Below are 13,252 nucleotides of genomic sequence, written 5' to 3'. Positions count from 1 at the left end.
GGTGGTGTGTTTTTGGTGTAAGGTCCTGAAATTCTACCACTTTAAGCCGCTTCTTCCTTCCTTTTACTGCCTTCTCGTGAGAAATCCGGGTTAGTGATATAACAATTACCGGCATTAAAAACCAAAGTGCTTCCGTGAAATAGTAACGTCCGATGTACACGGATAGCGATGTCAGAAATACTGAGGATAGAAAGAACAGTGTCAGATGCTCAGAAGGGGATAGATATTTTGAATTAATGATCCTGAGAAATAAAAAAAGCAGTCCCCCGAATAGGGCTTGGAGTGCATAAAGATAAAAGTCACATCCACCCACCGGCTCAAGAAGCGCTGACCAAACCTCTGTCTCTGGGCAAAGTGGGACTATATAGGAGTAGGCGTAAATGTTCGCGATCGGAAGAGAGAAAACCGATATGGCGACCAAGCAGGTTGATAGGGTGGAAAACAGGACTTTTCGCATATCCGTTGCTTCTGCTATTAGAGGCTACCGGCTCGTGAGCGTGCGGCCTCTCTGGTTAAGATTCTTCCATGGATGAGCAGAAAGCTACAGCATGCCAGTTGGGTTGGTCAAACGCCTGCCTCTTGCATAATCCGTAGGAGCGAGCCCCGCTCGCGATTTCTCCAGGATCGCTTGCAAAGCAAGCTCCTACAGCTCTGTGATCCGCACCCGCAACATCACCCACAACTGTTGAGGCCAGCGTTATTCGGATTCAGCCCGTGGCTTGAATAAGCCGATTTGCGGGCGGGGAAGCTTGGCCTCGGAGGCAGAACGAATGGCATGCTCACGCCAGAAGGGCCAGGCATTGTGAACCACATTGTGCTGAATGAATTCCTGGATGGTGTCATCCGGGAGTTCCCGGCTCATTCGATAAATCACAGCAAAGGTCGCCGTCAGCTCGGAGAGAGGGCCCTGGTCGCTGTTTTCTGTGGTTTCCTCTTTGCGCACGAAGCGCAGCCCAAAACTGACGAAGGCCCTCAAGTAGAGCTCATCCGCCCCTCCGGACTCTGCTTCTTTAGAAATAAGATCGCCTGAGACACTGAGCTTTGACTGCTGGCGCATTTCGTCGGCCGGGTAGTGCAGGTCAACTGAGCGTTGACACCTCATGGAACCCGGAACGGATCTCATCCAACAACTCTGGATGATTCACGCAAAGCCGAATCAACCGATCCATGGCCACGCTCTGCGTGACTTCGCCCCGCTCATATTTGGAGAAGGCATTGGCACCACCGCCGAACACGCTGGCAGCTTCCTCCTGGCTCAGTCCCAGTGACTGCCGGCCATGGCGGATTTGTTCCGGAGACAGCAGGCCGTCGTAAGCGCGCCTGGCAGCCCGGATCAATGCATCATTCTGTTTAATGACCTCTGTCGGCACGAATTCGCGCCCACAGGCGTTACAGACGCAATACGACAAAGCGACGTCTACAGCGCCCTGACGGTACCGGATACTTTCATTCTCGGCGTGCTGCGTTACGTCGTGCGAGCCGCAAGCTTTGCATTCGTACATACGGAAAGCCTCAAAAGCTAACGTTGCCTCCTTGCCGCTCTTACGTCGTCCAAGTCGTATAAAGGCACTCAATGCTCCTAACCATTATGGTTAGTTTTGTGATGATGGCATAACGGGAGCCGTTTAGCCAATCGGCTAACGCTGCGTCTTATCGTCCAGCTTCGCTCGCGATGATCCAGGATCGCTTGCAAGCAAGCTCCTACAGTCTCGTGATCCGCGCCCGCAACATCACCCGTAATCCCGACCGTTTGTAGGAGCGAGCCTTGCTCGCGATACCATCGACTCGCAACCTCATCCCCCACAAACCGTCCGCCAGATATAAACCAGATCATCCCGAAACCGCCAGTTCCGGATGTACGCCAGGTTGATCCGCACCTTGTCCGGGTAGATCACCTCGTCATTGTAACGCTCAGGGTCCGGCTGGGCGGCGAGGATGGCTTCCTCGTCGCGGTAGGCCAGGGTGGCGGGGCCGGTGATGCCGGGGCGGATCGTGAGCAGCAGGCGCTGTTCACCCTCTAGGCGGTCCGCGTAACCGGGCACGTCCGGACGTGGCCCCACAAAGCTCATGTCGCCGACCAGCACGTTCCAGAGCTGGGGCAGCTCATCCAGCTTGGTCTTGCGGAAGAAACGCCCCAGGGGCGTGATGCGCGGGTCGCCGGACTGGGTGATGGTGGTCTTGTGGGCGCGGCTTGGGCGCATGGTCTTAAGCTTGACCACGGTAAACAGCCGGCCGTCCTTACCCACGCGCTTCTGGGTGAAGAAGCCGTTGCTGCGGGTGTCGAGAGTGGCGAGAAGCCAGGTCAGGGCGATGAGCCAGAAGGTGAGGAGCAGCCCCACCAGGGCAACCGAGGCATCGAAAGTGCGTTTCAGGCAGGCCTGGGCTGTGTTCAGCCCCTGGTTCGAAGTCGTTTCAGTGTCCGAGGCAGGCATAGCACCCTGATGTTTCGACTGGAGCATTCATTGGATTATCGAGCGTTTGGGAAGGGGGCCGTGTTCTGTTTCCAGGCGTTCAAGTTCCCGGGCGAGCTTTGTGGTGTCGTCATCGTCCTCCGGAGAGGCCAATCGATACTCAAATGCATTGGGTAGCGCCCGCTGCATCGCCAGCTCCAGCCCCTTTGTGTTGGAGGAGTTGATAATCGCCCCGAGCGCATCGTTTGGATCGCGACACAGCCTTTCATAGTCGATATGAACCGTCTGTGAGTCACCATCAAGCCATGAAAGCCGCCGGTTCAACCAGTAGACCTGCGCTGCAACCTCTGCGTGTATACCCTGACCAATGACATCCCTACACTCCTCGGGAAACACAGAGAACCAGCCCCCGGAGCCCGCCTTCCGGCTGCGCAGGATCGAGGCTGCATTACTCAGGGGATCCCGGTGGAGCCGAAGGAACAGGGCTTCGGGAAACCACTCGCGAAGCCGCTCCGCGATGAGAGCATGCCCTAAATACCCGGAAACCATCGGGGTTTTCTCACTGGTTAACGCCGACATAACAGTCCGCAGATAGGTAACCCGTTGCTCTAGTCGGTTTCGGGATATCGCGGGCACTGCTGTTTCATCCAGCCCGCAGCCTGTCCAGTAGGACCAGAAACGCAGCCCTTCTGCCGGCCCGCACATCCCCTCAACGAAGCCTTGGCTGGACTGGAAATCAGATTCATAGCCAGCGCAACGGGTATGGGAAAGCTGGCCTCCTGTCCAGGGAACCCCATACAACAGATTCCAAAGATTACTGAGATAAACCGGCTGAAGGCCGTGAACCAGTGCCTGATAGGTCAGGGTTGACCCGCTGCGTGGAAGGGCGAAAAGAAAGACAAGCCTGGGCTCGTTCTCTGATCCTTTCGCCCGGACAAACGGGGCCTCCAATGGGCGCAACCAACCTTGAGGAAATCGTTGGAGCAGCCGTGCTGCCCTGACAAGCGGGGAGCGCCGGCCTGTCACGCTTTTTCCTCCTGCTCGATGCAAGCACGACGAATACGCTCCTGCTCCAACAGAACGGCTATTTTCTGGAAAACCCCGGAAGAACGGCTCGCGAACCACTGCCTGAACGGGTAGAGAAGCCTTACCGCAGCCCCTACTCCGGGAAAATAAACCACCCGCAACCGGGCATAGGCACGCCGAAACCCGAACTTCTGTTCAAGAAAGTCATGGATATTGGTGCTATGGCTGATGCTCCGGGCACCGTCACTCACGTAGAGCAGACTCCGGTCATTGAGGTAGTGCTTATTCATCTCGTGAATTAGTGCGTATCCCGCATACGCCTTCAGAGCCTGAGGCTGGAACCACATGGTGTTGTAAAAGCAGGCCTCATCCCGAACGAGGTTTTCGCTGAACGCGATAAGCTCCCCGGTTTCACGGTTACGCGCTTCCCAGAACTCGGTCTCAGCAGGCAATGCTTCTACCGCCTCCCGAAATTGAGAAGGGGAGAACATGGCCTCAAAGGTTTCATAGCGATCAAAGGCCGAACGATAGACGTCATACCCTTCGTTCAGGATTACTTCGCGGGCTGTTGGCTTCGAGATCGTATTTTTAAGGCCACGACGAACCTTGCTTCTGGTGTTGCTGCTCAGTGTTTCCAGGCTTTCCGGGGCATCCTTGATGATGTGCCACCATTCACCTTCACCTTGTTGGTCAAAACTCTCTTCCCAACGGACTAGGAAGGCGCGGTGTTCGATTAACGTTTGCCGTATTTCCTGCGCGGTTATAAGCGGTAGAGCGTGTGGCATCCCCAAGGGTATGAGTACGCCGTGGTGAAGGCGCCAGGATGTGCGTGCCCCGGGAAAATAGTGGTATCCAATCATTGGGGCGTAGTGCCTGTTTGCGAATCGTCTGGCGACGACACAGCGTCCAGCAACACACTTTCCAGTTCATCGGCAAGTTTGTCCCTGCTGAACTTTTCCTCAGCCAACCTCCGTGCTGCCTCTCCCATTTCTTTCAACCGATCAGGATGAGCAAGCAACTCTCCCAGTTGGCGGGCTGCCTCATGTGGTTCTTCCGGTGGTAGCTGGATACCCGCGCCGCTCTCATTAAGCGTATCCGCTTGCCATCCACTGTAGTTGATGGCGACCGGCGTCCCTGAGGCTAATGCATCAAAGAACTTATTGGCGGAGTTCGCCCACATTGGCTTGAGGTTGATGAAAAGGGAAAGGGCAATATCCGCTGCGGCAAGAACGTTCGGAGTTTCTGCCTTGGAAATTGGTGGATACAAGTGGAAGTTATATCCCAGCACCCCCAAACGTTCAGCCTCTTCCCTGATACGTGACTCATCAATGCCACGTCCAATAACCGCGAACTGAATGTTCAAACCCTGTTCACGTGCTGCGGCAGCAATCCTGGGCACATAGTCGACACCGTTTATGGCTCCAAGGGTTCCCGTGTAAACAACTAGCGGGTAGCCACGTAATTCAGGATGTTGCGATAGAAAATCTTCAGGAGCAGCGCTGGATGGATCAAAAAAGTCGAGATCGGAGCTGTTGGGAATCACCGAGATATTAGCCTGAGGGTATCCGGATCGCAGGACTCCATCCCGCATCCCGGGGGACAAGGCCACAATTCTTTTAGAGGATCGATAGGCAAAGCTCTCCAATCGGTGCGCCATGGCCTTCGAGATGGGATTCTTTAATGCTCCCATTGCAATAGGAAGCTCCGGCCATAGATCGCGAATCTCGAAAACCATGGGAATGCCTTGGCGCCACTTTGTGTATGCACCGGGTATAGCAATGGTCAGAGGCGTACTGGTCGCGAATACCACATCCGCAGGCAGACCCGCCGCCTTACGCGCTGACTTCAAGGCAAACCTGAAAAATGCTTGGAGCCTTTCTCTGAAACTCATTGCATTATTGTAGGGAACAGGTAACCAATGGACTCGGATCCCTGCTTCTTCGGTTTCGAACCAATCTCCACCTGTAAGTTCCCCAGTCTCTCTCCATGATGTAATCATGTGCACTTCATGACCGCTCGCGACCAGCCGTCGCGCCATTTCGTAGGAGCGGGTACCGCCGCTCATTTGCGGGGTGTTGAAATACTGGTGGAGGTAGATGATTCGCATGGTGTTCCTGAGAGGTCAATTTGCAGTGCAAGTTCAAGCTAGCAATGATTTTGTCCGCTGCTTGCTCGGTCCTATAAGGCTGGCGTGCATGGCCTGAAGAATTCTACGTTTCACGGATGCAAGGACAGTATAAAAGGGGGCGTTATGCAGGGTTGATCGGCCAATTTCGTGTTAGTGAGCCTTAACAAAAGTCCGCCGCATAAATTTTGATCAGAATGTATAATCTGGAAAACACTCAGAGTATGGAAAGTGGTCATAGGACTTCCGGTCAAGCCATTGGAAATCACCGACTAGGAACGCGAAGAACTCAACAGTTAGTTGCGCCGGTGTCAGATGCTGGCAGCCGAACAGCTAAGAGCTCGGATCATTCTCAAGGGACTTGCCGGACGAGTGATTGGCGAGCGCGTCGGGAACGGTCTCTCAATTCCCTCTGTTGGCCAACTCTCCGCGACCGAGTATGTTCCTGTAGAATGCAACTAACCTTTCTCCTTCGCCTTCCCAGGAAGCACCCTCTGCGATGCGCGCGAGACCCTGCGCACCTAGCTCTGCACCTAGCGCGGGATCCTCGACTAACTTTCTAATTTGTTCCGCTATCGAGTTTGGATCCCCCCCTTGCGAGAATAAGGCCGTTCCCGCGAAGTTCGCACGCTTGGCTGGCTCGTCGGTGGAAACGAATGGGAGCCCGCTTGCCATGTATTCAAACACCTTAACTGCGAGCCCGTCGCTGTGGTTGGGCGAAACACGAGGACAGTGCAGCCCAACTGTCGCTGACTTCATCAGACCATAAACCGTCTCTGCAGGCACTCGCCCGAGGTATTCAGTGAAACGCCACCCCTCCTCCGCCTCACAGCGTCTCTGAAATGACTCATCATGCCACTGTCCAGCAAGCCATAACCGGACCGTCCCTTCGAGAGTTCCAACAGCCCGAACCATATCGAGTACGCCACGCGCCTCCGAGAGGGTTCCAGCATAGATGGCCATAGGGAATTCAGGCGCTGGTGCTGCAGAGGCCTTCTGAATCTTTTCCACCCGCGGATAATTACGGACCAAGGTAACCTTGGATTCAGGAAAGCGCCTAACTATACTCGGCGCAGCGGCCACGACGCCATCTAGCACTCTGACAGAAGCCTGCTCTACAGCTGCAGCCATCACAGCGATAAATCGCCGGATAATACTGACTCTTATATAGGACTTCGCTCGAATTTGCGCCGGAACATTCTCGTGTGCATCGTAAATCACACGCGCCCCTTGCAGCTTGAGTAGGAGTCCGACGAGGAGAAGCTCGGGATCGTGAAAATGGTAAACATCCGCCGACTGTGCGCGAGCGACTCTCCACATTCTTATCCCCCCAAGCAAGAAGCGTCGCAAACGCGAACTATAACGGCTGAAAGATACGAAGTTCACCATCGCAGGCACTGACTCTCGCACACCAGGGGCGACCAACGTCACATGAAATCCGGCAGAGGCCAGTGTAGCGCACTCTTTGAGCGCGATTCGGGCATCGCCGGCATCATGCACCGATGACAAATGGCAAACTGTAATCTTGGTCATCAGTCCCCCCACACATAGCCGGCATCAAGCCGGTTTGATTTGACCGTTTGGCGGCACAAAATAGTGCGACATGCATACTTCTTTCTCGGCGCACCCAAGCGTCCTCGTGAAAAGCGACTTCTTATAACATTTTCATATATCTAGGCCAAGCAAACCACGAGTATTCCGGCCATGATTGTATAGAGAGTCGACAATTGAAAGGCGCGGTTCAAATTCGCCCCACAACTGAGCATAACCGACTGGTTCAAACTCACTGTAAACCAGCTGGATGCCCTCGGATTCGAGCTGCGATTCGTCATTGTAATCACGCCCTCCACCAGTCCCGGAAAGGTAAGTGTCTGAACCAGTCGCACGGCATAACTCTGCAATCAAATCCGTCTTTTGACCAAACTCTTCTCCAAGCGTACTCATGCAAACGCGTTCCGCATCTAGCTCGAGATACTTGGCAATATCCTCAATGAGCCCGATGTTTAAGGACAGTAAGTTTGGAGCAGACTCTATATGAGCTGCGAGCATGGGGTGAACGTCTTGAAAATGGGGAGCTTTTCTGTAATTTGTTTCAAGCGCGCGGAGATGTTTCTGGCGCCATTTGACATCAGCGAACTCAATCTCCCCATACGAGGCCTTGCCATCACGCCCCCTGGGGACTGACACTGGGATCGTCAATGTAGTCCTACCTTGCGGCGTTTTAATCTCATTCCGAGAGGCGACTGAGCGACCACGAGGATATTGAACCGCATCTAGGTATACAAATACATCGCAATGCGCAATCTTATAAAAATAGCCTAACCATGGGATGTAATTCGGCTGATGCATCGCCATGACTCGATGCCTGTTTCGTTCAGGGGTCATTTCTACGAAAATCCTCCAGTAACTCGGCAAACCGCGAGCGGAGCTCGGCCTCACCGGAATGCGCGTTCAGGTTAAATCGGGTCGGTAACGTGCCCGTGGTGCTTACCTGACAATCAAAGACCGACCACAAACGGTTACGGACAGCCTCCACAATACTCTCTGGTTTTTTGCACAACTCCTCAAACGTCACACTCAAAACAGTTCGTTGGTCTTCAATGTCTGCAAATTCCTTACGATAATACCGCGTCAAATAATGTACTTGGCCGGCTATCTGCGTCCAATAGTCTTTATCTAGAAGCTTCTCATACTCTGGAGGAACATAACTCCACCACTTGTTGAGATCAGAGTAATGCCGTTCACGAGCTTTCAGGATAGAAACGGCAACGTCTACTGGGTCACGTTCAATGTAAATATAAAGAACTTTACCCAATTCCCGTTGCATTCGCGCCATATGATAGGAACCATATATGTTTTTGAACGACATTGGAGCATTAAAGCATTGCTGCATGTTTGCAAGACTTCGGCGCAGACCATTCCAGTCGATATTATCCTCGTGTACTCGTGCGTTTTTAATATCCGCGAAAGTTTGCTTTCCCAACCAGTGCCGCCAAAAATACCCGAATTCATGGACGTCAACCGGATCCTGAGTCGCACCATAATGAGACTGGAAACTGTTAACCCGTTTACTACCAAAAATAGATTGCGAGAGGCGAATGCCTGTGACCGGTGCAAGCCAAAACCGTGCCGCCAAGTTATCGATGTATCCGACTTCGAGGCCCGCTGCGATAACTTGACTCAACAACGTCGTACCTGATCGAGGCAACCCTATAATAAATATGAAAGGATATTGCGGTATTTCCTCTTTATACGTCGCGTGTTCTGAATGCCTCAATGCCTCGTTCATATTTTCTAAAAACTTCTCCGTGCCGGGATCCTTAAGTTGCTCCGGCTTACGGGCGAGATTGAGATCTCGAAATGATGGGTTCATTGAATTACATCCTTATCCTGTAGACTTCGAAGGATTCCGCATAGTTTGTGTTGACTTGCAGGCCACGCACAGAAGCTAGGCCGAACATTAAATCACGCTGGAAATACCGGCGACCCTTGGCTACTTGCGATTCATAGGCCTCCAATGCGTGCCACTTCGCTTCAAGATGATGTTTTTCTAAAGTCATGAACGCTTGAGCGGCGAAATCTATGTGATTCCATGGCAGCTCATACCCCCAAATCGTAATGTCCTTGAAAGCACGAAGCCCCTCGTTGTGAACAACTTGGTGGTCTTGATGCAAATCCGTGGATGCTGGCATTAATACCATGTCTGGTTTAAGCTGTCGCCGCATTGCAACAATTTCGTCCAGAACCTCCTGCCTTGAATATGACAGCCGTCGAACCTGATAACCATACACCAGTATGTGGTCCGGGAGTACGCCAAGCCGCGACATCCCTTCTTTGAACTCACGTTCAAGTTGATCGGACGGCATTCCTGACGGAAGAGATTCCGCCGCGGTGGAAAACGCAGCGACGGTAACACTTGCTCCCTCTTCTATTAAGCGAGCAATCGTCCCTCCACAACCGAGTTCAGCATCATCTGTATGCGGTGCGAGGACGAGTACATTATAAAATGGCGCCATTGAATATCCTTTAATCCTAATTGATAAATCATTAACTGTCAGGTTCCGGATGATCAGATCTCAAGAGTAAGCGGATTATGCTCAAGCGGTGGCTTATTATTTCGATCCTGACTTTACACTGTATTGCAGATCTTAGGGAGACGTTTTTAGAGTTTTCCATGGAATGGGAGTCGCAATAGTAAATAGCATAAGACTGAGCGGCATAATAATAAGGCTGTAAAAGAACGCTGCGGGAATCATGAAAAGGGCAGCCGAAAAAGCAAGCGACCGAGAAAAGGTCAAGTTTTTCGCAGGGTTTTTTTGCTAAATAAACCGACTGAAACTAAGCTTACCAACAGGATACCTCCTGCGCGGGCCAGAAGTAACCATTCATTATCCACACTGTGTTTCAGGAAGTCTGAATGCTTCAAAAGCCCGATACCAAATAAAGGGCTTTCCTGCCACAGCTGAAAATTCTCCTTCCAATTTCCGATCCTTGTGTAAAAAGCGCCATAGTATTTGGGCATAAAACGCCAGGTTACTTGGTTAAATATCGTATCCTTATATAAGGATAGTGCCAATGCGGTTAATACTAATCCGAAATAAAGTAGCCGAACATTGGCTGACGATATAAGTTGGTTCGGGATCGGTATCTGTCAAGGAAGTTGGAACCCATCCCTACGCCGCCTCTAATGCCGGTTCCGGGTTGAGCCAGACGTCTCCCACCGGGGTCCAGTTTCGAGTACCTCCGGCCCAGCGGTGCGGGTTCCGACGCTTAGCTTGCTCATAAGTTCGTTTTCGTTGCTCAAGGATCTCAATATCCTGCCCACTATGCCGCTGCTGCGCCGTGACATAGCGGATCGCACTGTGGCGATGCTCATGGTTATACCAGTTCACGAACTCAAGCACCCACTGCTGCGCTTGCTCCAAGCTGTCGAAGCCTTCCGGCGGATAGCTTGGCCGGTACTTGCAGGTACGGAACAGCGACTCCGAGAAGGCATTGTCGTTCGACACACGCGGACGGCTGTGCGAGGCGGTAATACCCAGGGTGTCGAGCCGGGCTCGAAGTGTGGCGCCTTTCATGGCGCTGCCATTATCAGCATGCAGCACCAGCGGGCGGTGGGCCACACCTTCTCGCAGCACCGCACGCTCTATGACAGCGCGGCTGTTGGCGGCGCTTTCGCGATCAAAGGCCTCGAAGCCGGTGATCTTGCGCGAGTAGATGTCGATGATCAGATACAGGTAATAGAAGTGGCCGCGAATACGCGTGGGCATATAGGTGACATCCCAACTCCAAATCTGATTGGGGCCTGTGGCCTGATGGCGTCTCGGAGGCCCGGGCTGGCTCGGCGGCGCTGCCCGGCCACGACGATGTTGTTCGCCAGCGCTGCGCATTACCCGATAGAAGGTCGATTCCGACGCCAGGTACAGACCTTCTTCATCAAGCAGTCTGGGAACGATCTGGCCCGGCGGCAGACTTCCAAACTCAGGGCGGTGCGTTACAGCCAAAACCTGATCACGCTCGATCTGAGTCAACGCATTGGCCGGCGTTGGCCGCTGAGCATGCGGGCGCGCATCGCCACTGCCACGGCGCCAGCGCCGATAGGTGTTGTACCCAATGCCAAGCTCCGCACAGGCACTTTTGAGTCGCGCCCCATGAGCCACGGCCTCTTCGACCAGCGAGACAGCTTCACGGCGATCCGGGACACTGGTCATTCGTCCTCGTCCCCCCAGATCGCATTGGCCTTTTTTCGAAGCGTCAAAAGGGCTGCTGTCTCAGCCAGGGCCGACTCCTTGCGCTTTAGTTCACGCTCCAGCTCCTTGTTGCGCTTGCGCTGGGACTTGGCGTTTTCCGCTTCGCGTGAGGCAGCAGCATCGGCGGCATCATTGGCCTGCTCACAGCTGGCGCGCCAGCGCTGGATCTGCTCCGGGTACAGGCCACGTTGGCGGCAATACTCGGCCAATTCAGCTTCGCTGAGCGCGGCGGTCTCCAGCACGGCATTGAACTTGTCCTGGGAGCTCCAGCCTTCGGGGTCAGGGCTGTTCTCCGGAAGCAGCTGGCCTCGGGCACGGGCCTGCTTACGCCAGTTGTACAGCGTTGCCGTGGAGATACCTTCTTCCTTGGCCAACTGGGTAACGGTTCGATTATGCGGTGGCAACAGCTTCTTCAGAACTGCTTCCCGGCGCTCTTCGGAATATCGCATTGGAACTCTCTCAAACGCCCCCGATTCAGTGTAAGACTCTAACATCGGATGAGGTTCCAACTATCCTGACAGTGGGGGGGATGCTGAAAAATTGACCTCAGCAGATCCGCCGGAGGGCTTCGAAAGCCTGGATCAGGCACAGCAGTGGGTTCTGGAGTTCGTTCAGTGGTACAACCATGAGCACCGTCATAGTGCGGTTCGCTATGTCACGCCGCAGCAGCGCCACGAAGGGCAGGAGGTGGCAATCCTTGAGCAGCGGGCCCGGCTTTACGAGCAGGCCAAGGCCCGCAATCCAGAACGCTGGTCTCAAAATACCCGCAACTGGGAGCCAGTCGGTGCCGTCTGGCTGAACCCGGAGCCAGTATTAGAGGCCGCGTAGGGATGAGTTCCAACTTCCTTGACAGACACCGTTCAGAGGTTCCCTGAGTTTCAAAAAAGGTATTTAAATCTTGATTTTAACGCATTAGCCATGCGATTTTATACATCCCTAAACAGGAACCTATAATAACTGTAACTTTACTCCGGAACTTTATCGTGATAGTAGCACCAAAAATATAAGTGAAGTGTTTTCACCCAGAATAATCTTGAACAGTAAAATAAATTCTCTTATCTTTCATAACCAGATTATCAATCTGACATCCTAGCTCACTAATTATTTTTATATAATCATGGTTAAAAACATGCTTTGCTTTTTTGTTTTTCCGCTCAGGGGAGTGCTCATAAAATGTTATTATTACAACCTTTTCGCAAGTTCTAACCAATTCCGAAATTGTGTGCTTAATATTGGCTGGAGGAATGTGCAAAAGGACTTGTGATGCAACACCTACAGGAAATTTTTTATCAGAATATGGAAAACTTGAATCTGCTCTATCAAGGCAACAAAAAGAGATGCCCAAAGATCTTTTTGTTGCTTCCTCAACTAATTGTTCTTTATAGTTTTCGGAAATATCAAGAGCTGAAACATTAACGCCTTTATTATACGCATCAAATGTTCTGCCTACTCCTGGCCCTAACTCTAAAACTGAGCTGGATCCTCGAACCTGACGATCAATGTAGTCCCTGTCAAAAGCAACCCTCTCCTGCTCATTTCCTTTTTCATTATTTGGATCAGTCCGTTGATTCCAATATTCTTTTGGGTTGTAGTTTTTATCTTTAAAAAAAGCACTTATACCATTAAACATCTAGCCACCTTCAGCATCTAGAATCACATAAAAATTCTTAGACGAATACTATAATTCTTCGTAACCACGAGAAGCAAGCATTTCTTCTATTAAGCGAGCAATCGTCCCTCCACAACCGAGTTCAGCATCATCTGTATGCGGTGCGAGGACGAGTACATTATAAAATGGCGCCATTGAATGTCCTTTAATCCTAATTGATAAATCATTAACTGTCAGGTTCCGGATGATCAGATCTCAAGAGTAAGCGGATTATGCTCAAGCGGTGGCTTATTATTTCGATCCTGGCTTTACACTGTATTGCCGATCTTAG

13 protein-coding genes and 2 pseudogenes are annotated in these 13,252 nt (G+C 52.3%); 1 reads left to right on the top strand and 14 read right to left on the bottom strand.

Annotation, left to right across the window (positions count from 1 at the left end; translation table 11 throughout):
* The 12 genes from F3089_RS16105 to F3089_RS15530 all read right to left on the bottom strand — a co-directional run.
* Positions 1 to 457: hypothetical protein (locus tag F3089_RS16105; protein ID WP_225741796.1), on the bottom strand; the 457-nt coding region annotated here is incomplete at its 3' end.
* Between the two features lie 240 nt (positions 458 to 697).
* Positions 698 to 1,057 (bottom strand): hypothetical protein, encoded by a 360-nt coding sequence (locus F3089_RS15580; RefSeq protein ID WP_151441704.1) that lies wholly within the window; start codon positions 1,055 to 1,057, stop codon positions 698 to 700.
* 22 nt (positions 1,058 to 1,079) lie between these two features.
* Positions 1,080 to 1,502, bottom strand: coding sequence for a type II toxin-antitoxin system MqsA family antitoxin (locus tag F3089_RS15575; protein WP_225741797.1), 423 nt, complete (start codon positions 1,500 to 1,502; stop codon positions 1,080 to 1,082).
* A 291-nt stretch (positions 1,503 to 1,793) separates the two neighbouring features.
* On the bottom strand, positions 1,794 to 2,432 hold the full coding sequence (locus F3089_RS15570; RefSeq protein ID WP_151441705.1) for a sugar transferase: 639 nt from the start codon (positions 2,430 to 2,432) through the stop codon (positions 1,794 to 1,796).
* A 27-nt stretch (positions 2,433 to 2,459) separates the two neighbouring features.
* On the bottom strand, positions 2,460 to 3,437 hold the full coding sequence (locus F3089_RS15565; RefSeq protein WP_192497415.1) for a sulfotransferase: 978 nt from the start codon (positions 3,435 to 3,437) through the stop codon (positions 2,460 to 2,462).
* Complete coding sequence (locus F3089_RS15560; protein ID WP_151441701.1) at positions 3,434 to 4,297, bottom strand: hypothetical protein; 864 nt, start codon at positions 4,295 to 4,297, stop codon at positions 3,434 to 3,436. Before F3089_RS15560 ends, F3089_RS15565 begins: the two co-directional genes overlap by 4 nt.
* Positions 4,294 to 5,544: a glycosyltransferase family 4 protein gene (locus F3089_RS15555; protein ID WP_151441700.1), complete on the bottom strand. Its 1,251-nt coding sequence runs from the start codon at positions 5,542 to 5,544 to the stop codon at positions 4,294 to 4,296. The genes F3089_RS15560 and F3089_RS15555 overlap by 4 nt, the downstream gene beginning before the upstream one ends.
* 420 nt (positions 5,545 to 5,964) lie before the next feature.
* Positions 5,965 to 7,095, bottom strand: coding sequence for a glycosyltransferase family 4 protein (locus tag F3089_RS15550; RefSeq protein WP_151441699.1), 1,131 nt, complete (start codon positions 7,093 to 7,095; stop codon positions 5,965 to 5,967).
* 132 nt (positions 7,096 to 7,227) lie between these two features.
* A complete protein-coding gene (locus F3089_RS15545) occupies positions 7,228 to 7,947 on the bottom strand; it encodes a WbqC family protein (protein WP_151441698.1) in 720 nt (239 codons plus the stop codon).
* On the bottom strand, positions 7,937 to 8,935 hold the full coding sequence (locus F3089_RS15540; protein ID WP_151441697.1) for a sulfotransferase: 999 nt from the start codon (positions 8,933 to 8,935) through the stop codon (positions 7,937 to 7,939). The genes F3089_RS15545 and F3089_RS15540 overlap by 11 nt, the downstream gene beginning before the upstream one ends.
* 4 nt (positions 8,936 to 8,939) lie before the next feature.
* On the bottom strand, positions 8,940 to 9,578 hold the full coding sequence (locus F3089_RS15535) for a PIG-L deacetylase family protein (RefSeq protein WP_151441696.1): 639 nt from the start codon (positions 9,576 to 9,578) through the stop codon (positions 8,940 to 8,942).
* 657 nt (positions 9,579 to 10,235) lie between these two features.
* Positions 10,236 to 11,761 (bottom strand): IS3 family transposase gene (locus F3089_RS15530; protein ID WP_151441695.1). Its coding sequence is split into 2 segments (ribosomal slippage): positions 10,236 to 11,302 and positions 11,302 to 11,761, totalling 1,527 coding nucleotides; the frame shifts between segments, so codons are not numbered across the junction.
* A 106-nt stretch (positions 11,762 to 11,867) separates the two neighbouring features.
* Here F3089_RS15530 and F3089_RS15525 point away from each other — a divergent pair.
* Positions 11,868 to 12,140 (top strand): annotated as a pseudogene (locus F3089_RS15525) (integrase core domain-containing protein); the annotation flags it as partial.
* Between the two features lie 190 nt (positions 12,141 to 12,330).
* On the opposite strand, the gene F3089_RS15520 reads toward F3089_RS15525, so the two are convergent.
* Positions 12,331 to 12,942, bottom strand: a complete 612-nt coding sequence (locus F3089_RS15520) for a class I SAM-dependent methyltransferase (protein ID WP_151441693.1) — start codon at positions 12,940 to 12,942, stop codon at positions 12,331 to 12,333.
* A gap of 81 nt (positions 12,943 to 13,023) precedes the next feature.
* Positions 13,024 to 13,116: pseudogene (locus F3089_RS16100) on the bottom strand (PIG-L family deacetylase); the annotation flags it as partial.
* Between the last annotated feature and the right edge of the window lie 136 nt (positions 13,117 to 13,252).

Source organism: Halospina sp. K52047b (assembly GCF_008709855.1).
In the GTDB taxonomy this organism is placed as follows: domain Bacteria; phylum Pseudomonadota; class Gammaproteobacteria; order Pseudomonadales; family Oleiphilaceae; genus Halospina; species Halospina utahensis_B.
This window is presented reverse-complemented; position numbering and strand designations above follow the sequence as displayed.